21 protein-coding genes are annotated in these 24933 nt (G+C 65.8%); 15 read left to right on the top strand and 6 right to left on the bottom strand.

Translation table 11 applies throughout. From position 1 onward, the window contains the following. Positions 1-29: 29 nt before the first annotated feature. Positions 30-1781: an AMP-binding protein gene (locus IEX49_RS06140; RefSeq protein ID WP_188805260.1), complete on the bottom strand. Its 1752-nt coding sequence runs from the start codon at positions 1779-1781 to the stop codon at positions 30-32. Between the two features lie 155 nt (positions 1782-1936). Here IEX49_RS06140 and IEX49_RS06145 point away from each other — a divergent pair, with 155 nt between their 5' ends. From IEX49_RS06145 to IEX49_RS06180, 8 genes are all read left to right on the top strand, one after another. After that, positions 1937-2722, top strand: coding sequence for an enoyl-CoA hydratase/isomerase family protein (locus IEX49_RS06145; protein ID WP_188805262.1), 786 nt, complete (start codon positions 1937-1939; stop codon positions 2720-2722). 48 nt (positions 2723-2770) lie between these two features. Continuing rightward, positions 2771-4042: a CaiB/BaiF CoA transferase family protein gene (locus IEX49_RS06150; RefSeq protein ID WP_188805264.1), complete on the top strand. Its 1272-nt coding sequence runs from the start codon at positions 2771-2773 to the stop codon at positions 4040-4042. A 17-nt stretch (positions 4043-4059) separates the two neighbouring features. Further along, positions 4060-4872, top strand: a complete 813-nt coding sequence (locus IEX49_RS06155) for an enoyl-CoA hydratase/isomerase family protein (protein WP_188805266.1) — start codon at positions 4060-4062, stop codon at positions 4870-4872. Positions 4873-4924: 52 nt separating this feature from the next. Beyond that, the gene (locus IEX49_RS06160) at positions 4925-5737 is read left to right on the top strand and encodes an enoyl-CoA hydratase/isomerase family protein (RefSeq protein WP_188805268.1); all 813 of its coding nucleotides are present in this window, start codon (positions 4925-4927) and stop codon (positions 5735-5737) included. Between the two features lie 13 nt (positions 5738-5750). Further along, positions 5751-6788 (top strand): phosphotransferase family protein, encoded by a 1038-nt coding sequence (locus tag IEX49_RS06165; protein WP_188805270.1) that lies wholly within the window; start codon positions 5751-5753, stop codon positions 6786-6788. 28 nt (positions 6789-6816) lie between these two features. Beyond that, positions 6817-7848 carry an Rv3169 family protein gene (locus IEX49_RS06170; RefSeq protein WP_188805271.1) on the top strand — a complete coding sequence of 344 codons (1032 nt, stop codon included), beginning with the start codon at positions 6817-6819 and terminating at the stop codon, positions 7846-7848. Positions 7849-7851: 3 nt separating this feature from the next. Beyond that, positions 7852-8322: a MaoC/PaaZ C-terminal domain-containing protein gene (locus tag IEX49_RS06175; protein WP_188805272.1), complete on the top strand. Its 471-nt coding sequence runs from the start codon at positions 7852-7854 to the stop codon at positions 8320-8322. A 67-nt stretch (positions 8323-8389) separates the two neighbouring features. Continuing rightward, positions 8390-10183: an AMP-dependent synthetase/ligase gene (locus tag IEX49_RS06180; RefSeq protein WP_188805273.1), complete on the top strand. Its 1794-nt coding sequence runs from the start codon at positions 8390-8392 to the stop codon at positions 10181-10183. Positions 10184-10300: 117 nt separating this feature from the next. Here the strand turns inward: IEX49_RS06180 and IEX49_RS06185 are convergent, their stop codons facing one another. Further along, positions 10301-11623, bottom strand: a complete 1323-nt coding sequence (locus IEX49_RS06185; RefSeq protein WP_188805274.1) for an MFS transporter — start codon at positions 11621-11623, stop codon at positions 10301-10303. A gap of 214 nt (positions 11624-11837) precedes the next feature. Here IEX49_RS06185 and IEX49_RS06190 point away from each other — a divergent pair, with 214 nt between their 5' ends. From IEX49_RS06190 to IEX49_RS17130, 6 genes are all read left to right on the top strand, one after another. Further along, positions 11838-13067: an ABC transporter substrate-binding protein gene (locus IEX49_RS06190; RefSeq protein WP_188805275.1), complete on the top strand. Its 1230-nt coding sequence runs from the start codon at positions 11838-11840 to the stop codon at positions 13065-13067. A 36-nt stretch (positions 13068-13103) separates the two neighbouring features. Next, on the top strand, positions 13104-13952 hold the full coding sequence (locus IEX49_RS06195) for a branched-chain amino acid ABC transporter permease (protein ID WP_188805276.1): 849 nt from the start codon (positions 13104-13106) through the stop codon (positions 13950-13952). 1 nt (position 13953) lies between these two features. After that, positions 13954-15084, top strand: coding sequence for a branched-chain amino acid ABC transporter permease (locus tag IEX49_RS06200; RefSeq protein ID WP_188805277.1), 1131 nt, complete (start codon positions 13954-13956; stop codon positions 15082-15084). After that, a complete protein-coding gene (locus IEX49_RS06205) occupies positions 15081-15782 on the top strand; it encodes an ABC transporter ATP-binding protein (protein WP_188805278.1) in 702 nt (233 codons plus the stop codon). Before IEX49_RS06200 ends, IEX49_RS06205 begins: the two co-directional genes overlap by 4 nt. After that, positions 15779-16471 carry an ABC transporter ATP-binding protein gene (locus IEX49_RS06210; RefSeq protein WP_188805279.1) on the top strand — a complete coding sequence of 231 codons (693 nt, stop codon included), beginning with the start codon at positions 15779-15781 and terminating at the stop codon, positions 16469-16471. Before IEX49_RS06205 ends, IEX49_RS06210 begins: the two co-directional genes overlap by 4 nt. Positions 16472-16800: 329 nt before the next feature. Further along, entirely contained in the window at positions 16801-17553 is a 753-nt protein-coding gene (locus IEX49_RS17130; protein ID WP_373286694.1) for a PaaI family thioesterase, read from the top strand. Between the two features lie 458 nt (positions 17554-18011). On the opposite strand, the gene IEX49_RS06220 is transcribed toward IEX49_RS17130, so the two are convergent. The 4 genes from IEX49_RS06220 to IEX49_RS06235 form a co-directional block, all read right to left on the bottom strand. Continuing rightward, positions 18012-18818, bottom strand: a complete 807-nt coding sequence (locus tag IEX49_RS06220) for an SDR family NAD(P)-dependent oxidoreductase (protein ID WP_188805281.1) — start codon at positions 18816-18818, stop codon at positions 18012-18014. 43 nt (positions 18819-18861) lie between these two features. Continuing rightward, entirely contained in the window at positions 18862-19908 is a 1047-nt protein-coding gene (locus IEX49_RS06225; RefSeq protein ID WP_188805282.1) for an NAD(P)H-dependent flavin oxidoreductase, read from the bottom strand. Between the two features lie 40 nt (positions 19909-19948). Further along, positions 19949-21262 (bottom strand): MFS transporter, encoded by a 1314-nt coding sequence (locus IEX49_RS06230; RefSeq protein WP_188805283.1) that lies wholly within the window; start codon positions 21260-21262, stop codon positions 19949-19951. A gap of 63 nt (positions 21263-21325) precedes the next feature. After that, positions 21326-23263, bottom strand: a complete 1938-nt coding sequence (locus IEX49_RS06235; RefSeq protein WP_188805284.1) for an AMP-binding protein — start codon at positions 23261-23263, stop codon at positions 21326-21328. Between the two features lie 482 nt (positions 23264-23745). Here IEX49_RS06235 and IEX49_RS06240 point away from each other — a divergent pair, with 482 nt between their 5' ends. Next, positions 23746-24924 (top strand): 2-hydroxyacyl-CoA dehydratase subunit D, encoded by a 1179-nt coding sequence (locus IEX49_RS06240; RefSeq protein ID WP_188805285.1) that lies wholly within the window; start codon positions 23746-23748, stop codon positions 24922-24924. The last annotated feature ends 9 nt before the right edge of the window (positions 24925-24933 follow it).

Here is a 24933-nt window from a genome sequence, read left to right on the forward strand (position 1 = left end):
GCGCCCGTTCCGATAGAGAGTCATCAGAGTCAGCGGAGCAGCTCATCTGTGTACTCGACCGCCGCATCGGCGACGGCGGCCGCGGGGGCTGACGCGCCGCCGTCGGGGTGGACCTCGTCCTCCCGGCGGCGCAGTTCGACGCGGCGGATCTTGCCCGAGATGGTCTTGGGCAGGTCGTGGAACTCGAGACGACGGATCCGCTTGTACGGGGCCAGGTGCTCGCGGCAGTGCTGCAGGATGGCCTTCGCGGTCTCCTCGGTGGGCTCCCATCCCTCGGCGAGGCGGATGTAGGCCTTGGGCACGGCCAGCCGGATCGGATCGGGGGAGGGGACCACGGCCACCTCGGCCACGGCAGGGTGCTCGATCACCGCGGACTCGAGTTCGAAGGGGGAGAGCCGGTAGTCGGAGGCCTTGAAGACGTCGTCATTGCGGCCCACATAGGTGATGATCCCGTCCTCATCCCGGGAGACCAGGTCGCCCGTGTGGTAGACCCCGTTGCGAAACGCGAATGCCGTCTTCTCGGGATCGCCCCAGTAGCCGGGGGTCAGCCCGACGGGTCGGGGATCCAGCCGCAGGCACAACTCGCCCATCTCGGTGGACTCCTCGTCCGTGTCCGGGTCGATCAGCACCACGTCGTAGCCGGGCAGCGGGCGTCCCATGGCGCCGGGGCGCACGGGCTGGCCCGGGGTGTTGGCCACTTGGAGCGTGGACTCCGTCTGGCCGAAGCCGTCCCGGATCTGGGTGCCCCAGGCCTTCTCGACCTGGGCGATGACCTCCGGGTTGAGCGGCTCTCCGGCTGCCACGATCTTGGTCGGTGGGGTCTTCAGCTGGGACAGGTCGGCCTGGATCAGCATCCGCCAGACGGTGGGCGGGGCGCAGAAGCTCGTGACGGACTCGCGCTCCATCTGGTTCATCAGGGACTGGGCATCGAAGCGGCCGTAGTTGTAGAGGAAGACGGTGGCCTCGGCGATGAACGGGGCGAAGAAGTTCGACCAGGCGTGCTTGGCCCAGCCGGGGGAGGCCACGTTCAAATGCACATCTCCGGGCTCGAGGCCGATCCAGTACATGGTGGACAGGTGTCCCACCGGGTAGGAGGTGTGGGTGTGCTCCACGAGCTTGGCCTTGGACGTGGTCCCGGAGGTGAAGTACAACAGCAGCGTCTCGTCGGCCCGGGTCGGCTGGTCGAGGTGGAACTCCCCGGGGGCGGACCAGGAGTCCTGCCAGTTGTGGACAGGGCGCTCGCCGCCGGCCGGATCGCTGCCCGGGCGGTCCCCGATCTGCACCACCTGGTAATCCCCGGGAACCGCGTCGAACTTGGCGGCGTCGGCACCGGTGGTGACCACCCAGGAGGCCTGGCCTCGCTCCACGCGGTCCTCCAGGTCCGCCGGCCCGAGCATCACGGTGGAGGGAATCACCGGTGCGCCGAGGCGGAAACAGGCGAGCATGACCTCCCAGAGTTCGACCTGGTTGCCGAGCATGATGATGATCCGGTCACCGCGTTTGACGCCGAGGCCGGACAACCACGCGGCCACCTGGTGGGAACGTCGTGCCAGCTCATGGTAGCTGCGGCGCTCCTCCGCGCCGTCCTCCTCGACGATGACCAGGGCGGGCTGCTCGGCGCGGGGACCGGAGGCGATGTCATCGATCCAGTCCGAGGCGAAGTTGAAGTGCTCGAACCGGGGCCACTGGAAGGTGCGGTGGGCGGTCTCCGGGTCGGTCCGGCAGGCCAGGAGCTGGTCGCGGGCCTGTCGGAAGGTGTCTGCGGCGGACTGCTGCGTCATGGGAGGCCTTTCTACTGTACCCGGTGGTCTGTGTCACGCCAGACTACTGACCGGTACCGGAAAACGGATGGGCGAGGCTTGGTCCGGTCTTCACAAACCGTGCTCTACACAGTACGGTCAGACCATAAGCATATTTTCCTGATCTGGAGGTCCTGATGACGGCTGAGCTGGCTACCGACGTGGTGACGTGGGAGGTCGTGCGTCCCGGGACCATGGTGGTGACCATGGACCGTGGCCCGGCCAATGCGCTCGGCATTCCCCTGCTGGACGGGTTACAGGCCGCCTGTGACGCGGCCGAGGCAGCTGGCGACATCAAGGTCATGGTCATCCGCTCCGCGATCGAGGGCTTCTTCGCTGCGGGCGCCGACATCAAGCATCTCGGCACCATCAACGCCGAATCCTTCACCGCCTACGGCAACCAGATGCGGGCGGCCAACGACCGCATCGAATCCGCATCGTTCATCAGCATCGCCGCCGTCGACGGTCTCGCCTTGGGTGGCGGCATGGAACTGGCCATGGCATGCACCTTCCGGGTGGGCGGTGCCAAGGCGCGGTACGGACTGCCTGAGGTCAACATCGGGCTGATTCCCGGCGCCGGCGGCACCCAGCGGCTGCCGCGGCTCGTCGGCCGTGGCAAGGCGCTCGACATCATCCTGACCGCCCGTCAGGTCCCCGCTGCCGAGGCAGCCGAGATCGGGCTCGTGGACCGCTCCACCGACGGCGACGTCCTGGAGGCCGCGCTGGCGCTCGCCGACGAGTTCGCCGGAGCCTCGTTGCCGGCGCAGCTGGCCGGCATCCGCTCGGTCGACGCCGCCTATGACCTGCCCTTCGCCGAGGGCGCACGGGTGGAGGTTGAGCAGGAGCAGGGCCTGTTCGAGCACGGCGAGGCTGCCGAAGGCATCGACGCCTTCATCACCAAGCGCAAGCCCAACTTCGCCTGACCGGCCAGCCTCCGGCGCACGGCACCATCAGAAAGGACCACGGACACCATGGCCATCCCGGAACGATCGTTCACAGGACCGCTCGCGGGCCTCCAGGTCCTGGAGATCGGCGGCATGGGGCCGGGACCTTTCGCGGCCATGGTCCTGGCCGATCTTGGTGCGGACGTGGTCCGGGTCGACCGGGCCCACGGGGCCAGCCTGCCCGGGCCGAACCACGTCTTCCGCAAGGAGGTCATGCACCGGGGCCGCCGTTCCGTAGCGGTGGACCTGAAGCACCCGGACGGGGCCGGCGTCGTCCTGGACTTGGCCGAGCGCGCGGACGTGGTCATCGAGGGGTTCCGGCCCGGGGTCGCTGAACGACTCGGCATCGGGCCGGAGGAATGCCTGCAGCGCAACCCACGGATCATCTACGGCCGGATGACCGGCTTCGGCCAGGACGGGCCGTTGTCGCAGGACGTGGGCCATGACATCAACTACATCGCCACCTCCGGACTACTCTCCCTGATTGGCCGCAAGGACGCTCCTCCGACGCCACCGCTGAGCCTGCTCGGCGATTTCGGCGGCGGCGGCATGCTGCTGGCCATGGGCGTGCTCGCCGCGCTCTGGGAGACCGAGCGGTCCGGCGAGGGTCAGGTCATCGACGCTGCCATGGTGGACGGTGCGGCCCTGCTGGGAACCGCCTTCTTCGGGTTCATGCCCACCGGCGCCTGGCGCCAGGAGCGCGGCGCGAACCTCGTGGACAGCGGCGCGCCGTTCTATGACAGCTACGAGACCTCCGACGGCGGCTGGGTCGCCGTGGGCGCGATGGAACCCCACTTCTACGCGGACCTACTGACCGTCCTCGAGCTGGACGAGGCGTCCCTGCCCGGCCGCCAGTGCGACGAGTCGGCGTGGCCCGAGCTCAAACAGGTGTTCGCCGAACAGTTCCGCACCCGCACCCGGGACGAGTGGGTGGCTGCCTCCCGCGGCCTGAACGCCTGCCTGCACCCGGTGCTGACCATGGAGGAGGCCACCCGCTCGGAACACGCCCGGGCCAGGGGCTCCTTCACCGAGATCGACGGCGTGGCGCAGCCATCACCGGCGCCACGCTTCAGCCGCACCCCTGCCACCGTGAACGCGCCGCCGCCACTGCCAGGCGAGCACACGGAGGACGTCCTCGCCGATTGGGGGACACCGACGTGGAGGATTGCCGAATGGCTGAAGTCCGGTGCCGTCGTCGATGCCGCGGGCGCCGCCGGGGAAGACGCGGGAACCGCGATCGCGAACGGGACCGAGACCACCGAAACGACCACCGATTTGCCCGCCGAGGCGCGGGCCTGAACTGCCACGGAGCGACCATGAAGACCACTGAGACCACATACGAGACCTTCACCCTGGAGGAACGGGCCCCGGGTGTGGTGGTGATGACGCTCAACCGCCCCGAGACCTACAACGCCATGACCAACACCATGTTCCGGGAATTCGAGGAATTGGCGTGGGCCATCGACGACGACGATGACATCCGAGTCTTGGTGATGACCGGCGCCGGCAAGGCCTTCTGCTCGGGCTACGACCTCAAGGATGCCGACGACCTGCCGAACCTGGGTGCCATGGGCATGCTCGACCAGCAGGAACGTGCCGCCCGGGCCCTGCTGGCCCTGCGCAGCATCCGCATCCCCTTCATCGCGGCCGTCAACGGCCCGGCGGCCGGCGGCGGCATGTCCCTGGCCTTGGCCGCGGACATCCGGTTGGTCTCGGAGTCTGGACGCTTCAACGCGGCGTTCGTCAAGATCGGCCTGACCGCGGGCGACCTGGGCGTTTCTTGGCTGCTGACGAGGTTGATCGGGCCGGGCCATGCGGCCGAGATCGCCTACACCGGACGGCAGGTGGGTGCCGAGGAGGCCTTGCGCTTAGGGCTCGCCACCAGCATCCACCCGGACGGCGAGGTGGCGGACGCCGCCGTGGAACTGGCCGTGTCCATCACCGGCAACTCACCCACGGGCGTTCAGTTGTCCAAGCGGGCACTGCAAGCCAACATGGAGGCCGCGTCGTACGCCGGCGCCCTGGAACTGGAGAACCGAGGGCAGGCCTTGCTGACCCGCACCCAGGACATGTCCGAGGCGCTCAGCGCCTTCAAGGAAAAGCGCAAGCCGAATTTCATCGGGGCCTGAAGCCCGTAACCCCCTGCCACTCAGGCACCCCGAGCGACGAAAGACGAGAGACATGAACCTGCAGATTCCCGAGCTGGAAACCCTGACCGTGGAGGAACTTCCCGGGGACATCGTGGTCCTGCGGATGAACCGCCCCGACCGGATGAACTCGCAGACCGTGAAGATGTTCACCGAGTACGGGCTCGCCGCCCGCGCCCTGAGGGACAGCGGTGCCCGGGCCCTGATCCTCACCGGCACCGGCGAGCGGGCGTTCTGTGCCGGCTTCGACCTGGACGAGATCGACGTGATCACCACCATGGGTGTCCGGGAGTTCCTGAAGTTCCAGGAGACCGCCACCGGCGGAATCCAGGGTATCCGGCACCTGCCGTTCCCTGTCATCGCGGCCATCCATGGGCCCGCGACCGGTGGCGGGCTGGCCCTGTCCCTGGCTGCGGACATCCGGCTGGCGGCGCCGACCGCCAAGTTCAGCGCCGCCTTCGTCAAGGTCGGGCTGTCTGTGGGGGAGCTGGGGACCTCCTACAACCTCACCCGGTTGATCGGCCCGGGCCGTGCAGCCGAGATCGGCTACACGGGACGGATCGTCAAGGCCGAGGAAGCCGAACGGATCGGGCTGGTCAACAGGATCGTGCCGACCGAGGAACTCTTCGACGCCGCCCTGGTGATGGCCCAGCAGATCTCCGAGAACTCACCGGGAGGCGTCCGCATGTCCAAGCGGGCCATCCAGTGCAACCAGGAGATCACCTCCTACGCGGCGGCTCTGGAACTGGAGAACCGGGGGCAGGCGCTGATGACGCGCACCGAGGACATGCCCGAGGCGCTGGCGGCGTTCAAGGAGAAGCGTGCGCCCCAGTTCACCGGGCGCTGAGATGGAACGAGTCATGACACCCACGGATAACCGGGAACTGGTCTGGGACTGGTCCGAGCAGACCCTGGCGGACCTCGCCACCTTCCTTGAGGCACGAGGGGTGATGTCCGGACCGCTGACGTCGAAGCCGATCGGTGACGGACATTCCAACCTGACGTTCCTCATCACCAACGGTGAGGCGTCCGTCGTCGTGCGCCGGCCCCCGCCGCCCCCGCTGCCGCCGGGGGCGAACGACATGCTCCGCGAGGCGAGGTTTCTGGCCGGACTGCACGGCACGGGCTATCCCGTGCCGGAGGTGCTGGCCACCGCGCAGGAAGGCGAGGTGCTGGACGTACCGTTCTACGTCATGTCCTTCGCCCGCGGCCACGTGGTGACCACCTCCACCCCGGAGGCCCTCGCCACCCCGGACCAGCGGCTCAACATCGCCCACTCCCTGGTGGACAACCTGGCCCGGTTGCACCTGACGGACTACCGGGCCGCGGGGCTGGACGACCTCGGCCGGCCCGAGGGCTTCAACGCCCGGCACCTGAAGCGGATGGCCCGGCTGGTCCAGGACGCCGAGGGCAACCTGCCGGCGGATTTCGAAGCCGTCTACGACTGGTTGGCCACCAACGTTCCCGCAGAGTCCGGGGAGGCGGTCATCCACAACGACTACCGCATCGGCAACACGATGATCTCGCCCGATGCCCCCGGCCGGGTCACCGCCATCCTGGACTGGGAGCTGGCGACCCTGGGTGACCCCCTGTTCGACCTGGGATACTTCCTGTCCTCCGTACCGGAGCCCGGCCACGCCCGCACCCCGACCGAGGAGCTGGGCACGGCCCTGCTCGAGGAGGGCTACCCCGGCCGTGCCGAGCTCGCCGAGCGTTATGCCGAACAGACCGGGGCAGACCTGACCCACCTGGACTGGTACGTCGCCCTCGCCCTGTGGAAGCTGGCCGCCCTCTACGAATACAGTCGCCGCCGTGGGGAAGACGAGTACTACCTCACGCCCGGTCTCGTGGACAGCTTCTTGGCGGAGGCACGGGAGACCGCCGGCCTGTCCGACTGAACGTCAGCACACCCATCAAGGAGTACCCATGAGCCCCGAGTTCGACGACGCGATGATCACCACAACCGCTGCCGACATGCCGGAGAAGTTCTTCGACCGGTTCATGTTCAACCTGCACCCCGACGACGGCACCAGCCCCTCGCTCGTCCTGGGCGCCGGCGCCTACCCGCCGCGGGACGTGGCGGACGGATTCGTGGTGCTCTCCACGCCGACGGAGCAGCGCAACCTGCGCTTCTCCACCGAGCTCTCCGCCACCGACGGTGCCTCCGTGGGGCCGCTGCGCTGGGAGACGGTGGAGGACAACACCGTCTGGCGGCTGGTCCTCGGCGCCAACCGCACCGGCCTGGAGCTGGACCTGACCTGGCGGGCCCGGGCCCCGTACTGGCTCGGCTCCGTGGACGTGGAGAACGCCGACGGGAACACCACGTCCTTCGACCACCTGTTCCAGCCCGGCCGCTACGACGGCACCCTGACCCTGGACGGTGAGTCTCAGTCGGTCGCGGGTTGGTACGGCGTCCGCGACCGCTCCCGCGGGGTCCGCACCATGTCCGGCGGGCAGGGACTGCACGTCTGGTACCAGGCCCAGTTCCCGGACCGCGCCATCGGTTTCCTGCTGGTGGAGGACCGCGAGGGCGGCCGGATCCTGCTCGAGGGTGCCGTCATGCACGAGGACGGCGAGGTGGACGACGTCACCGACGTGGTCCACGACCTGGTCTTCACGGACGACAACGATCTGCTCTCCGGGACCGTGCAGGTCACGACGGCGGCCGGCCGGGTCTACCGGGTGGGTGCGGAATCCGGGGGCCGGGGCGGCTACATGGCCGGCGGCGGTTACGGCGGACACCACGGGAAGGTCCGCGGCCGCGATCACGAGGAGTATGACGTCTACCCGTTGGACGGAACTGTCAACGCCAAGACCCTCGACTCCGCTCTGACCGACCGGAGCTCACGATTCACCTGGGACGGGCAGACGGGCTATGGCATCTTCGAGTACGCGCTGACGCGCTCTTCGTCCTACCAGTACCAGCCAACGCTGGATCCCACCACTGCGGGGGCCTGAACCATGGCCCGGCGGGAACTGACGCTGGCAGGGTTGCGCGCGCTGGAGGGGCAGGAGATCGGGACCACCGGGTGGCACCTGCTGGACCAGGACACCATCGCGGCCTTTGCCGCGACCACAGGGGACACCGAGCGGATCCACCTGGACGCCGCTGCCGCCCGGGCCCAGGGCCTGGGCGGCATCATCGCCCATGGGTTGCTGACGTTGTCCCTGGGGCCGATGTTCCACCAGGAGCTGTTGGCGGTCACCGACCACTCCCGGGTGCTGAACTACGGCTTCGAGAAAGTCCGGTTCCTGGAGCCTGTTCCAGTGGACTCATCGATCCGGATGAGGTTGCGGCTGGAGCGGGTGAGGCCGATCGAGGGCGGCAGCGCCTTCCACCTCGACCAGGCCTTCGAACTCAGATATCCGGACGGCACCGTGGCCGAGCGTCCAGCCTGTGTGGCCGGGGGCGTGGTGGCCTACTTCGACTGAACCGCCTGAGCCCATTGCACTCGCGGGATTCGACGCCCTGTGGGCCGTGGGCAGGAAGGACTGCATCATGACAGAACCGAGGACTTCGCAGACGACCGACGGCCCCAGCCGGATCCGGTCGGGGGACACCCTCGGTACGCTGTTTCTCCGCTCTGCAGCAGAGGACCCTACGGCTATAGCCCTCTCTGGGGACTCCGCAACCTTCACGTGGCAGCAGTACGCGAACCGGGCTTCGTCCTTGGCCGCCAGGTGGCGTGCTTTGGGGTTGGGACCTGGGGGTGTTGTCGCGCTCCTCATCGGTCCCAGTCCGGAGTTCCATCTCGTGGACACCTCGGTGCTGCTGGCGCGGGGCGTGCCGTTCTCGTTGTCCCCCGAGGACCCGGCTGACCGGCACGGTCTGCTGCTGAGGCTCTCCACCGCCCGAGTCATCGTGACCGCACCCGAACACGTGAAGGTGGCCCGCGCCGCCGCCGCGGCTGCGGGGGATTCCGGAGTACGCATCGTGGTCCTCGGCTCACCACAGGCCGCCTCAATTCGGGGCGTGGCACCCGGTACGACGTCCCTCGAGGAGGTCGAGCAGGCAGGGCGGGCTTCTGAGGTGCCCGACGCCGGCCCTGGGGATCCCGAGGACATCGCCACCTTGATCTTCACCTCCGGAACCACCGGCACCCCCAAAGGGGTGCGACTCTCACACCGGGCCATCGTCAGTTCGCTGGCCGCCACCGACGTCATCGCCCCCATCGGTATCGGAGGAAGAGTCCTGTCCTTCCTGCCCACGGCACACATCGCCGAGCGATTCATGAGCCACTACCAGGGACTCGCTTTCCGTCTGAGTATCTGCAGCGTCGCGGACCCGGCGACCCTGTATGACGAGGTCCTCCGAGTCCGGCCCGACCGGTTCTTCGCCGTGCCCAGGGTCTACGAGAAGCTGGCTGCCACGGCTCATCGCCTGATCGAGCAGGCCGGGCTGACCGCCACGGTGGATGCCAGCTTGCGGCACGTTCGGCGTGAACAGGAGACCGGGCAGCACGGTTCAACCGACGACCACGACCAGCGGCTCGCCGTGCTGGCCCCGATCCGCGCCGAGCTGGGCCTGGAGCGGACCGAGTACCGTGGCGTAGCCACGGCCCCGTCCTCACCGGATGTCCTCGAACTGTTCTCCGCTATTGGCCTGCCTGTTGGGAAAATCTGGGGGATGTCCGAGGCGATCATGTGCACCATGAACCTACCGGAGAAGCTCAAGCTCTCCAGTGTTGGCGTTTTCCTGGATGGCGTTGAGGGCAGTATCGACACGGACGGCGAGATCCTGATCCGGGGCCGCAACCTCTACTCCGGCTACCTGCCCGGACCGGACACCCCGGAGGATCCGGTCGATGAACACGGCTGGTTGCATACCGGGGACCTGGGTGTCATCGATGAGGACAAGTATCTCTATGTGACCGGACGGAAGAAGGACCTGATGGTCACCGCTACCGGCGCGAACATCGCGCCGGCGCTGGTGGAGGGTGCCCTGGTGGGAGCCGCGGATCTGGTGGCCCATGTTATGGCCGTCGCCGACCGCCGGAGGTTCGTGACCGTCGTCGTGGGCCTGGATGAAGATGCCCTGACGGAGTTCGCCAGCGTGCACGGATTGGAGGGGGGCATTGCACAACTCAGCAGGCACCCTACTGTGCATCAGGAGATCGAACGGGCTGTTGCCGAGGCCAATGCCCACCTGCCCAAGGCTGCGAGAATCAGGGGTTTCGTGGTTGCCGACCGGTTCTGGAAACCGGGAGGTCCAGAGATTACCCCGACCATGAAGCTGCGCAGACCCGCGGTCCTCGAGGAATATGCTGACCAGATCGACGCGCTCTACCGCTGAGGTCAGGGTCAAGCAGCCCACCGAATGCACCGGCACCAGGGGCGCGTGAAGAGGGGCTGACGGAATCCGTCAGCCCCTCCTTCCACCCCACGCCGTTTCGGGGCGGGTGGTGGTCCATCACGGCCTCGAGGAAGTCCTCTGGTCCGCTGGCTCTTCCGTACGGTGAGCCTCCGAGCTGACATCGGTGCCGGTGCTCTGGTGATCCAGGGTGAATCGGTAGGGGCCCATGAACAGCAGGCAGATGATGGCGATCCCCACGAGCAGGATGATGGGCAGGGCCCCGGACTGGTAGGAGCCAGTGGCACCGTAGATCTGGCCGAGCAGGAAGATGCCGAAGGCGGAGCCCTGTGCGTACAGGAAGTAGATGAAGCCCAGGACGCGGCCGTAGGAGTGCTTCGGGAAGTACCGGCTGCACATGTACGCGGCGACGTCTCCCTCAGCGCCCAAGCCCAGGCCGATGAGCACGGCAGCGAGGAACAGGAGCGCGATGCTCGAGGACATGATCATGAAGTACACGCCCACTGCGCACAGGGCGAAGATGATGGTGCCGATCACCGGTGCGTAGAAGCGGTCCAGCAGGAAGCCGACCACCAGCCGAGCGAACAGTGAGGACAGGCTGAGGACGGAGAGGATGCTGACGGCCGTGACCTGGTCGATGCCCTTGTCCGTGGTCATCGGCACCACCTGGCCCATCAGGCCGAAGGTGGCGGAGGAGACGAGGAAGATAGCGATCGAAAGCAGCCAGAACTGACGGTATGAACGGGCAATCCTCCAGAGCGATTCTCCCGCCGTCTTGCCCTGCTTGCGGGCCGCCTGGCGCTCGGCCTCGTGGTCGGCCGGCATCCTGGTGATGAAGGCGTAGACGCCGGCGGGGATCACGGTGCACAGAGCGCCGATGACGAGGAAGGTCATGCGCCATCCGCCCCAGGCGAGGACCCAGTTGGCGAGGTAGGGCATGAGGACGCCGCAGGCTCCGAGCCCGGCCATGAGGATACCCAGGGCCAAGCCGCGGCGGTCCTTGAACCAGGCGCTGACTACGGTGGAGTGGGCCACTGGGTTGACGGCACCGGCGCCGGCGCCGATGATGGCACACAGCAGGTAGAACATGAACTGGCTGTTCGGCATGGCGGCCATCAACATCAGGCCGACGCCGAAGGCCATCGCCATGGGGACAGACGGGATCCGAGGACCGTAGCGGTCAATCAAGAAACCGAGCGCCACGATGCTGATGCCCACGAGCACCGTCTCGAGGGAGAGGCCGTTGGTCATCACGCTGCGTTCCCAGCCGAACTCCTCGGTCATGGGGGCGCCCAGCACGTTGAACAAGACGTTGACGGTGCTGGTGCCGAACAGCAAGGTCAGGAACCCGGTGACGACATACCACCAGCGGTTGAGACCTCCGGTCCGTGACGGGGTCACGGTGGGTGCTATGGCGGACATGAAGCGCTCCTCGGTCGGCGGATCGGTGTGACGCCATGGCGGCGCGCGGACCCTCACCATGAGAACACATGGCCCGTCCTAAATAAAGGTATGACCACAATTCAGCATGATGCCCGAAAAGTTTGGCTGTGCCATTGCATATGGTCAGGCCTTTGAATATTGTCGAGTGACACAGATCACATGCGTTGTCTGCTCGTCTCGAAGGGGTCCTGCTGTGAATGCCAAGAAGAAAATTGCCTACTCGATGTCCGCCGTGGCCCTGATGGCCCTGGTCACCTCTTGTGGAGGGACTGAGGGTGGGGGTGACGCCGCCGGCGGCACCGAGGGGGAGCCCATCAAGATCGCCGTCATTCCCCCCACGAGCGGGGCCCTGGCGGAGTTCGGTACGGCCTCCCGTGAAGCCTGGGAGTACGCGGCGAAGGAGGCCAATGACAACGGCGGCATCCTCGGTCGGCCCGTCGAGCTCGTCATTAAGGACACCGACGCCAGTGCCAACACGACGCTCCAGGCGGTCCGTGAGGCGGTGACCCAGGACGGGGCCAACTTCATCGGCGGCGTCATGACCTCGACCGAGCACAACGCGATCGCCCAGCAGCTCGAGGGCCTCAACGCGTTGAACTTCAACTCCAACGGCAAGGACGATGCGCTGACCGGAGCCGACTGCAAGCCGAACTCCTACCGGATCGTCCAGTCCAACTTGATGGACATCAACGCCCTTGCCGACTCGCTGGCCGAGCTGCCCGGCGAGACGTGGGCCATCCAGGCCGTCGACTACTCCACCGGCCATGACGCGGCCGCCGCCTTCACCGAGGCCGCCGAGGCTGCCGGCAAGGAGGTGGTCACCGAGCAGTTCGCCCCGCTGAACACCACCGAGTTCGGCACCTACATCACGGAGCTGAAGAACAGCGGGGCGGACGCCCTGTTCTCCGTGGAATACGGCGCGGACGGCGTGGCCTTCGTCAACCAAGCGGACCAGTTCGGCCTCACGGACCAGTTCGACACCGTGCTCGGATTCAACATGGTCAGCGAGCCGCTCTTCGAGACCCTCGGCGACCGGATCGTCGGCTTCAAGAACAACGTCGGCTATGACGTCAACGCGGACAACGAGTCCAACCAGTCCTTCGTCGAGGGCTTCGAGGAGGAGTACGGCGAGACGCCGTACTACGTCCACGCAGACAACTACCTCGCCGCTCAGACCCTCTTCGCCGGCATCGAGGAGGCCGGCAGCTCGGAGACCGAGGCCGTGCGGGAGGCACTGAAGGACCTGAGCTTCGATTCGATCGTCGGTGAGGTCACGGTCCGCTCCGATGACAACCAGCTGCTGCGGCCCTCGCAGATCGGCGAGGTCGTCGAGGGCGAGGACGGGGAGCTCGAGTTCGAGATCCTGACGACCGCAGACGCGAGCGTCACCACGCCCGAGGCCAGCGACGAATGCACGATGTGACGTGAACTCCGGCAACGGGGACGGGGTGCGCCGCCGATGATTGCACAGCTGCTCAACGGGATCGCCCTGGGGTCCCTCTATATGGTGCTCAGTTCGGGCCTGGCCATGATCTACGGGCTCCGGGGCGTGACCAACTTCGCGCACGGCTCGCTGTACATGGCGGGGGCCTACGTGGCGATGAGTGTCAGCGCCAACGTCAACTTCTGGGTGGCGCTCCTCGCTGCACCGCTCGTGCTGGCGATCGTCGGGGCGAGCCTGGAGCTGATCTTCTTCCGCAGCCTCCAGGACCGCAACCACATCGAGGTCGGCCTGGTCACCTTCGGGCTGAGCATGATCCTCGAAAGGGTCATCGTGCTCGTCTGGGGCGAGCAGACCCACACCGTCAGCCCGCCGGAACTGCTCACCGGGTCGATGTCGATCCTCGGTGCCAGCTACCCGACGTACCGGATCTTCCTCATCGTCGTGGCGCTCGTCATGGCCGCCGCCCTGGTGGGGTGGGTCCAGTACACCCGGACCGGACTGTACGTGCGGGCCGCCAGCCGGGACGTGCAGGCGGCTTCCGTGCTCGGCATCAACGTGGACAGGGTCAGCCTGATCGTCGTCTGCGTCGGCGGCGCCCTGGCCGGGCTGGCCGGTGCGCTGGCCGCCCCCTACATCTCGGTCAGTCCGACCATGGGCATGCAGATCCTCATCACCGTGCTCATCGTCGTCGTGGTCGGCGGGGCGGGCAGCATCGGCGGCGCGATGGTCGCCGGGATGGCCCTCGGGGTGCTGCAGACCATGGGCAACATCTGGGTTCCGGCCCTGGCCGCACTGATCCCGTTCGTGGCGCTGGTGGTCGTCCTGCTCTGGCGACCCCAGGGCATCGCAGGAAAGAAGGCGTGACATGGCACTGGACCTGAACCCGGGCCAGCAGGCCGGAACCGAGATCCCCGGGCTGCCCAAGGCCACGAACTCCCCCCGCCGGACGCTCCTGTGGGTCTCGATCGCCGCCGTCGTGGTCCTGGTCCTCGGGCTGGCCGTCCCGCTGGTGCTGACCAACCGGTACTACATGGGACTGACCCTGGCCGCGGCCATCCTCTCCTTCCACGCTCTGAGCGTGGGCTTCCTGGCCAAGCACCTGGGACTGATCAGCCTGGGGCACACCGCCTTCTTCGGCGGGGCGGCCTACTGCGTCGGTATCGCCATGACGCACTGGGGTTGGTCTCCGCTCATGGCCGCCCTGTTCGGCCTCGTGGCCGTGACCGTGGCAGCCGTGCCCATGGGGGCTTTGATCATGCGCTCCTCCGGCATGGTGTTCCTCATGCTGACGCTGGCCCTTGGCCAGGCCCTCCACACCATCTCGATCCAGCCGGCGTCGCGGGACATCACCGGCGCCCATGACGGTCTGCAGTTGCAGGCGGCCGACGGTGCGACCTTCCTCGGCATCGACTTCTACGCCCTGCTGGTCCCGCAGTCCTTCTGGCCGCTGGCCTGGGTGATGCTGGTCGTCGTCATCTACCTGCTGTGGCTCGTTGGTCGGTCCCGTTTCGGCTCGCTGCTCGAGGGCATCCGGGAGAACGAGGAGCGCATGCGCTTCTCCGGCTTCGGGACGTTCGTCCCGCGGGTGGCGGCCTTCACCCTCTCCGGTGCCGTGGCCGGGCTCGGGGGAGTGCTCTTCGCACTCAATGCGCACTACGTCTCGCCGGAGCTGCTGAGCTTCCTGGCAGCGGGAGACGCCCTCGTCTCGGCCATCGTCGGCGGGCTGGGCGCCCTGCTCGGTCCGGTGCTGGGCGCCTTCATATATACCTTCAGTGAGTCGTTCCTCAACTTCGGCGGCAACCTCCAGCTGTTCATGGGGGCCCTGCTGGTCATCGTGCTCGTGTTCTTCCGCGGCGGCATCGCAGGCATCGTCGGCACGCTGTACGGCCGGTCCCGCCGGAAACGGGCCCAGAAGACCACCACCACGACGACGGCCCGGCCGGCGGGTCCTGCAGAGCCGGCTGCGCCGGCGGATTCGAAGGAGCCGGGAGCATGACGCTGTTCGAAGGCCGGGACGTGACCGTCCGCTACGGCGCGGTCAAGGCCCTCGAGGGGGTGGACATCACGGTCGAGCCGGGAGTGGTCCACGGGATCATCGGCCCCAATGGGGCGGGGAAGTCCACGTTCATCGATGCCCTGTCCGGCCGCCGTCGGATCACCCGGGGCCAGGTGCTGCTGCGCGGGGAGGACATCAGCCGCAAGTCCGTGGTCTGGCGGCGTCACCACGGGGTGTCCCGGTCCTTCCAGAAGACGAGCGTGTTCCAGTCCATGACCGTGCGCGAGCAGTTGGAGATGGTCGGCTGGCGCAATGGGGAGGAGGACGTCTCCGAGATCGTCGAGGTCCTGGAGCTCGGACCGGTGATGGACACCGTGTGCTCGGAGATCGCCTACGGGACCCAGCGGTCGGTGGACCTGGCCATGGCCCTCATCGGGCGCCCGGAGGTGGTGCTGCTCGACGAGCCCTGCGCCGGGCTGGTGGCCTCCGAGTCGATCCGGACGCTCGAGCACATCAGGCGCCTGAGCAAGGAACGGAACGTGGCCGCACTCGTGGTGGACCACAATGTCGAGGGGATCTTCGGCACCTGTGACCTGGTCTCGGTCCTCAACCTGGGGCAGATGCTGACCACCGGCGAACCAGCACAGGTTCGCAAGGATCCCGCCGTCGTCAAGGCTTACCTAGGGAGTGCAGCATGACCGCCCTGCTCGAATTCGAGAACGTCTACGCCTCCTACGCCGGAGCCGTGGTCCTCCAGGACGTGTCCTTCTCCATCGGGAAAGGGGAGTTCGTCGGACTGGTGGGGCGCAACGGGGCGGGGAAGAGCACGGCGCTGCACTCGGTGTACGGCATCCCGCAGGTCCAGGGGACCATCTCGATCGAGGGGACGCCCGTCGGCCAGCGGCAGTATGAGCCCGCCTCCCGGGGTGTGAGCCTGGTGCCGCAGGGCAAGAGCATCTTCCCCAACCTCACGGTGGAGGAGAACCTCCTGCTGGGCCGGGCGGCGAACCGATCCGGAAGCTGGACTGTCAAGGCGATCTACGAGCTGTTCCCCAATCTGGGCCGCGGGGCCAAGCGTCTGGGCACCGAGCTGTCCGGCGGGGAGCAGCAGATGCTGGCCATCGGCCGAGCGCTCATGGCAGAGCCGAAGCTGCTGCTGCTCGACGAGCCCACCGAGGGCCTCGCCCCCGTCATCGTGGACGAACTGGTGTCCGCGCTGCGCACGGTCCACGAGCGGGGCACGGCCGTGCTGCTCGTGGAACAGCACATCGGGATGATCCAGCAGCTGGCCAGTCGATTCATCGCGCTGCGCACCGGTGAGCTGGCGGCCGCGGGGCCCGTGGAGGATCTCGGGACGCGGGATGTCCAGGAGATCATTGCGCTGTAGGACTCTGTGGGACCAGTCGCGCCATGCCGGCGGCTTGGTCTCCGGCAGGCGACGCCTGAGGTGATAGGAATGCACGCACCCGAGGACGATCGCGAGTTCCTCGAGAATATGTCGATCGATACGTGGGCTCACATGGCACGAGCACGCCACACCTCTAGGATGGCACAATGACGAGTCGCACCCCAATCGCTTCAGCACAGGATAGGGACTGCCAACCCCAAGCAGGCCGTGGTGATCATGAGATGGTTCGTGGGCGCATCGAGAAATTGATGCGTGGACGCTTAGTGCGCCGTGTCGGGAACGGGGACAACTACGAACGTGCTGGCGTGATGGAAACCGGACCCTGGGTGCTGGACCAGGATGGTAGACCGACAGGCATTGCCGCCGCGGTGATTCTGGACGGCGCCCTGTCCTCTGCCATCCGGGCTGCCGTCCCCGACTGGAAATGGCCCGTCACGACGGAGCTTCACCTGAACCTGCTTCGCCCATTACCAAGTGACGGGACGGTCCTGGAAGCCTGGACGCGATCTGAGATCATCGACAATGCCGGCGGCCTGACATCAGGGGACCTCCGAACCCCTGACGGGACAGTGCATGTTCAGGCCACGGCATGGTTCCACGGACATGGACAGGCGGATGACTCGAATCTGGAGCAGTCCTTACGATCGGCCGAGCGGCCTCTAGGCCCCAACACCGAGCTCCCGTTGGCTCAACTGTTACATGCACGCGATGAGACGGCAGCCCGGTCAGCGATCCGGTCCGCGGATCTTGAGCAAGCCTTACCTGGATTGGCGTTCGACTCCCACGACGATCTGGTCAGTCCCCTCGGAGCAATCCACGGCGGAGCCTTGACCATGATGGCCGGGCTGGCTGCCCAGCACACGCTGCTAGATCGGTTGGATGTCGACCTACAGTCGCTGCGTGTCACCTTCCTCCGCGCCGGGTCTGGCACAGTCTTCACACAGGCGCGGACAATTCACTCGGGTCGCACCCTCCGTGTGGTGGAGGTTAACCTCTATGGCGAGCGTGGGCCGGAGAAGCCGTTTGCACACTGCGAGGCAGTCTTCCGCCCACGTCGTTGAGACTGGACGAACGGGGAGCACGTCGGATTCACTCTAGCAATCTCGGCACGGTCACCCATGGCCTGGGGCCCCTGGCCATCCAGATGGCGCTGATGTTGGGGGCCCAGGTCTACGCGGCCAAAATGAGTGAGGGAGGTCCATGGCGTCCTCCGCGGGTACGGCGATGCCCGGGTATCTCCTCGCTCATGAGCTTCACTGATGAGACCCGCGAGGCGACCGTTGACTCAGCCGGATTCATTACGACGACTGCCAGGACCATCGGTTCCATCGACATGTGCGGCACCACGGTGCACGACAGTCACAATCATGTGCAAGCACCCGTAGGGGACGGCTGCATTAGGTCCAGACGTGCAGAAGGCTCCTCAATCGCTGCCGGAGTGCCCCATGGGCGGCAGGAGAGTCCGAGTTCTCGCTGCCGCCCACGGGACCTTTGAGAGTCCTGAAATCTCGTCGACGTTTCAGGCCACGGAGATCCCACCGTTGACGCTGATCACCTGGCCAGTGATGAGACTCGCCTCCGGAGAGGAGAGGAAGACGGCCAGATGGGCCAGATCGTCTGGACCGGTCATGCCCAAGTGGGCCTGACTGGTGATCTTGGTGAAGATCTTCTTGGAGAACTCCTGGTTCATGGCTCGGTCGAATGAGCCCGTCTCGGCGATGAGGGACGGAGTGATGCTGTTTACGCGAATGCCGTACCTCTTGGCCTCCAGCGCCAGCGTTCGGGTGAATGTGACGATGGCGGACATGCTGGCTCCGATGATCGTCTCACCGGGAGTCGGGACCTTGGCGGCATCCGACGCAATGCAGATGACGCTTCCGGATCCCTGGTCTCGGAGGTAGGGGACGACCGCGCTGGTCATCACCAGCGGGCCGACCGCCTGCTCTAGGAACATCCGGGGAATGTCCTCGGTGGTGGTCTGGTGGAACAGCGTAGGTTGATACGGCGCGACGGTGGAGTTGCAGAGCACGTCGATTCGACCGAGCACGTCCTTCGCCGCGGCAGCGGCAGCGGTGGCACTCCCGGGGTCATTGGCATCGGCCCGGATGAACGTGAACTCGGTCACGGGACTCTTCGCCTGTGCTGACTCCACCGCTGCGCGTCCCCGGTCCTCGTTGCGTCCCATGAGGACGACCCTGGGTGCCCCCGCGAGGCCGAACTGGATGCCCGTCGCCAAGCCGACACCCGACGTGCCGCCGGCGACGACGACTCCGGACTCGTTGATGGGAGGTGACGCGACCCGGGCGGGTAGGTCGAGGTGATCCATGGAGCTCCTTCTCTGGGAGGGTGACGTGGCCTGGTGCTGCCGCTCAGACGCCCTGTGGCGTCACGAGGGTGGTGGAGGACAGACGGCTGAGGATTTCGGCGGCCTCCTGCGCCATGGCGGGCACGAACTCCGCCACGGTGATGATGTCTTGGATGGTGCTGGACACCTGCCCGGCCAGGACGATGCCGCCCTCGGTATCGCCTTCGGTCTGTGCCCGCTTCATCAGGGTGATCTTCTGCCGCACGCGCTCGACGGGGTCCTCATCGCTCTCAGTGGGGTGGTGCCTTGACAGTGACGTGGTGACGTCGTTCTTCAACGCCCTGCAGGGGCCGTAGACCCCATCGAAGGCGATGTCCTGGCCCTCCGTGGACTTCAGGATCGCGTCAATGTAGAGGGGATTCCAGTCGGCATTGTCGGTCGAGGCGATGAATCGAGTCCCCATGGCAACGCCGTCGGCGCCCATGGAGAGAGCCGCAGCCAGTCCCCGTCCGTCCCGTGCACCTCCGGTCAACAGGACGGGAACGTCGACTGCCTCGGTGATGCTCGGGACCAGGACGAAGGTGTGCATCTCCTTGCTGGGCGCATGGCCGCCCATCTCGAAGCCTGCGGCGATGATGACATCCACCCCAGCCTCTGCTGACTTTATCGCCTGACGAGTGGCGCCGACCTTGTGCTGGTGGATCATCCCCTCGTCCTTGATCTGCTGGATGTAGGGTCCGGGGAAGCCGGCAGACGTCGTCATCACCGTGAGTCGTTCCGCAATTGCTGGGTCCGCTCGGCGGGCCTCGAAGGCGGCTTCCACGTAGACGTCGGAGAACGGGAGGACATCGCCGTTGGAATCGACTCCTACGGGGATGTTCACGGCGAAGGGCCGATCCGTCAGACTCGCGCATTCCTCGATGTGGTCGCGGAATTCTCGAGCGGCAGCCTTCAGATCAAAGGGGAAGCCCGGCGTGCTGACGGTGCCGAGGCCACCAGCGTTAGACACTGCGGCGGCGAGCTTCGGGGTACGGAACGGGCCCATGCCCTCCTGGACGATCGGGTGTTCGATCCCGAGCAGCTTCGTGTAGCGGTTCTCGATGAATGACATGGTGGTTCCTCTCAGCAAGGGTCAGTGATGGAAGGTTGGTTCAGGCGACGGGGGCGGTGCCGGTGGCGCGAGTGGACGCCGTGAGCCGGTAGGCACTGATGGCGCCGAGCACTGCAAGGACGATGCAGATGACCGGCACTGCCCAGATTCCGAGTGCACTCGTCTCGAGGGACACGGCCACCAGCGGGCCGAAACCACCGAGGACCGACGCGGCCTGCAGGCCGAGCGAGCCTGCGGTGTACCGCACCTGTGGAGGGAGGTTGTCGACGATGAAGGCGGGGAAGACGCCATTGACCACGGCGTGCCCCAACCCCGCTGTCGCACAGAGGGACAGGGCGATGAGCAGGATGTTCCCGGTGCCGATGGAGGCCATGTACGCGAAGAGGAAGATGGCCTCGGCCAGAATTCCTGCCGCCATGAGGTGGGTTCTCCCGATCTTGTCCGAGAGCGAGCCCCACACTGGGTTCATGACCACGACGAGGGCGGTGGCGATGGTCACCACCCAGAGCATCGTCGTCCGATCGACTCCTGCGCTCGCGGTGGCGTAGCTGAGGCTGTACACGGTGAGGATGTACCAGATGACGAACATCGCTGACATGAGCAGGGTGATGGACACCATGGTGCCCAGATGGTTCTTGAAGGCGTACGTGATCGGGTTCATCGGCTTCGCGGCCGGGGACTCGCCCTCCGCCTTCTTGGTCTCGACGAAGTCCGGGGTCTCCTCCAGGCCGAAGCGGATGAGCAGCCCCAGCAGGACGATCACGGCGCTGGCGAGGAAGGGGATCCTCCAGCCCCAAGCCTCCAGTTGGTCGGCTGGCATGAGACTGACCACAGCGAACACGCCGGTGGCGAGGACCGTGCCGCCCTGGCCGCCGGCCGTGGCGAAGCTGCCGAAGAGCCCTCGACGTCCCTCCGGGGCATGCTCCGTGGCGATGAGGATTGAGCCTCCGAGCTCACCGCCGATGGCGATGCCCTGGAAGATGCGGAGTACAACAAGGATGATCGGAGCGGCTACGCCGATGGCCGCATAGGGCGGGATGACTCCCATGAGCACCGTGGCGGCACCCATCATGGCGAGCGTCAGGAGGATGGCCGTCTTCCTGCTGATCCGGTCCCCGATGTAACCGAAGATGATGGCTCCCACCGGTCGGGCCAGGTAGCCCGTGGCGAAGGTCGCGAAGGACAGGATCAGCGCCAGGGCAGAGGACGATTCCGGGAAGAAGACCCTGTCAAAGACCAAGGCCGAGGCCGTCCCGTAGATCACCAGGTCGTAGTACTCGAGAACGGAACCCATGAAGGCGGCGAACGACGCACGCTTTGCCTGGGACGGCTTCTGGGGGGGCTGTTGTGACACGTCACCACTGAGAGGACTGTCGCGAAGGACGTCGTTGCTCATAGTTTTCTCCGGTTTCAAGGATTAGTGGATGGAAGGAACGGGGGAGGCGGCGACGGTCAGCGCCACCTTGATGGAGGACAGCTCCGAAGCGGCGCGGCTGAACGGCTCGGAGCATTGATCTTCGGCCGGCAGCTTCATGAGGACTGTGGCGGCATCCGGGCTGCCCGGCTGCTTCGCAGCCAGGTCGAACTCGATCTCCGGGCCCAGATATCGGTCGACGATTTCGCGGACGACGCTCTCCAATGCAGCGTGGCGGAGGGAAGGTTTCGCGATCTTGCCGACCGGGGTCTGCGGAATCTCGTCAAGGATCGTGATGGAAACGGGCAGTGCCGCCCGTTCTTGGACCAGACTCCTGCAGTGCTCGAAGAGCTCCTGCTCGGTGGCATCGGTGTCGGCCTTCAACTGAACGAAGGCCACCGGCAGTTCGCCCTTGCTTGCGTCAGGCCGTCCCACTGCGGCCGCCAGCTGGACCTTCGGGTGAGTGGATAGGGCGAATTCGATGTCCCTGGGATCGATGTTGTGGCCACCGCGGATGATCAGGTCCTTGGACCGCCCGGACACAAAGACGAATCCATCTTCGTCGATGTATCCGAGATCTCCCGTGTTGCCCCACCTCTGTCCATCCGGCATGGACCTGATGAAGAACTCCTCATCGATCGCGGGATCGAGGTATCCGGGGCACAGGGTGGCACCACCGATGGCGAGGTTGCCGACCTCACGCGGTTCGCACTCCCTCTTGAACTCGTTGTCCTGGACGATCACAGCCTTGACCGGAGTGTTCGGCAGGGTACGCCCCGCCGAACCGACCCGCGGCATATCACCGTCGTTGTAGTGGCCGGTGATCGTCCCATGCAACTCGGTCATGCCCCAGTTGTCCCGGAGCCACAGGCCGAACCGCTCGTGGAAAGTCCTGACGAGCTCCTCGGGGAGGACGCTTCCACCACAGTGCACATCAGAGAGGAGAGTGCCCTGGGGGCCCCCGTCACGTTGGAGGAGTGCCTGATACGTGGTCGGTGTCGCGAGGACAGAGGTCATCTTCCATGCCCTGGCGATGTCCCAGAAGCAGTCGATGGTCCACTTGCTCCTGAAGCCGACGCTGGTCAGCGTCAGCAGTGTCTGTCCGTACAGGATCGTTCGAAGACCAAGGGAGATGGTTCCTCCACAGTGGAAGTTCGGCATGCCGTGGCCGACGACACCATCTTCATCCGGCCCCATCAGGGAGCCAACGTTCGAAGCGACATTCAGTTGGCCCATCTGGTTCATTCGAACCAACTTCGGCTGTCCCGTCGTTCCGCCCGTGGGCATGAACATGGAATCTCGGTGTGAATCGGAGTCCAAGGCGAACTCGATCGTGCTGTTGCTGTGTCCCTCGAGCACCCTGTCCAGTCCGAACTCGGAGTGGTCGTCTCCGATCAGGAGGACCCGTTTGAGAGACGGTACGTCGGCACGGAGGTCAGCGAAGTCGTCCAGGCCACGCTCCTTCGCCACCTCGGGTGTGGTGACCAGGACGGTCGCCTCCGAGGTCCTCAGGAGCCCGACCAGGGCGTGGTACTCGATGAAGGGGTTGATGGGTACTGCCACGCCGGCCGTCTGTGCTGCCCACAGCGCGATGAGTCCGTCATTGAGCATGGGCACCATCGTCGCGACGATGGTGCGCTGGCTCCCCGATGCAGCGGTGAAGCAGTTCGCCATCTGGGTCATGCGGCTGAGCAATTGCCCATAGGTCGTCGTCTCACGTGATTTCTCGACCGAGGGGGCCTCCAGACGGACAATGGCCGGCTTCTCCGGTGACTGACCTGCGATCTGCTGAACGCAGCCGTAGATGGTGTCTGCCGCGCGCAACTGCTCGGGGGTGAAGCTCTCGAGGAACTGTCGATCCTCCGGGGTGTTGATGCGGTGACGGAACGTAGATTTTCCGTTTGGGGTAGCCGATGTGGAAGTGCCGAATGTCGATGCCATGTGCTGTTTCGTCCTTCAACCTGACGCGGAGCGGCGCGTCTGAGTGGATGGTTCAGTCAAGCGACTGGCATAAGAGTGACAGGAATCACATTCGAATTGCAAGACCTATTTTTAGGTCATACCAGTTCAAGGGAATTAGCCCCAGGCGCGTCAATGGAGTGGGATTTCCTTCTCAAGTGATTCGAGAGGAGAAATGCCACTCCTGAGAGGCTCTACGTGATATTTGCCCGATTGATCCTGAAGGCGATCGCGCCCTCGGCGCGCCGGCTTGATGTCGAAATACTACAGACTGCATGCCGAAGTCACAACTGTTGACAAATGTTTTGGGGCTGCTCACACTGAAATGACCGGACAGGCCATCCCGTCAAGTGCTCAAGAGCAACGACCGAATGACCTGCATCGGAGGTGGCTCGTCGCGACGGGTGCCCATGCCGCACGGCGGCACTCGCCACGCATCCAGATTTCTTCCGAACGGAGTTGACATGACTACTGAAGTGCAGTCTCAGGCGCTGGATCGTCTGCGCCAGGCGGCCCGTGACCCCCGTGGGTATGTCGAAGACTGGAAGCTTCGTACCGGCGGTCTGGCCCTAGGGATCTTTCCCATGAACTTCCCCGTGGAGATCACTCATGCCGCGGGTGTCCTGCCCGTGATGGTGCAGGCTGGCGATGAGGCCATCAGTGACGGAAATTACCTGCTCACCGAGTACTACTGCGGCTTCACGAGGTCAGTGGCCGACCAGGCCTCGAAGGGCCAACTCGACCACCTTGACGGGTTCATGAGTGCGGATCACTGCATCGAGTTGATGGGAGCCGTTGACGTGGTCCGGGAGAGCCTGCCGGACCGGAAGGTGTTCTATGGGCAGTTCATCGCCGTCATGGGCCACGATTGGATGGACCGGAAGCTGAGGGCCACCGTCGAGGAGTTCATCTCGGAGATGGAGACATTCTCCGGCTCGTCGATCTCCACGGAGGACCTGCACCGCAGTATCGGCATCCTCAACGAGAACCGCTCGATGATCCGACAGATCTTCCAGGATCGGCGCGAGGGCCGCTACCGGGTGGATCCAACACTTCTCCAGGACATCGTCAAGTCGTCGATGATCATGGATCGTCAGGAGCACACAGCGCTGCTTCGGGAGGTCGCCGATGAGCTGGCATCTCAGTCGTCGTCCGAAGACGGCCTGATCCGAGTGCACCTGTCCGGCCACTTCTGCCACGCGCCGAACCCCGACCTGTTGACGGCTATCGAGGACTGCGGCGCCATCGTCGTCGACGACGACCTGTTCACGGGGTACCGATATGTCTCGACCGACGTCCCTGAGGACTCTGACCCGGTGGAGGCCATCTGTGCCTGGTACCAGGATCGCAATACCAACGCACCCTGCCCAACGAGGGTCCAACATGACATCGACTGGGATGGCTATCTCGTCGACTCGGTCCGCAACAACAAGGTTGATGCGGTGCTGGTCCTGATGGCCAAGTTCTGCGAGCCACACATGCTCTACTACCCGGAAATTCGCAAGGCACTCTCCGCCGCCGACATTCCCCACCTGATGCTCGAGACAGAACATCTGGGTATGCCGCTGGAGACGATCCGCACTCGACTCGAGGCGCTCTTCGAGGGCATTCGACGCCGCTCACTGCAATCGGCCAACGCCTAAAAACTGCTG

This window comes from Citricoccus zhacaiensis (assembly GCF_014645315.1).
In the GTDB taxonomy this organism is placed as follows: domain Bacteria; phylum Actinomycetota; class Actinomycetes; order Actinomycetales; family Micrococcaceae; genus Citricoccus; species Citricoccus zhacaiensis.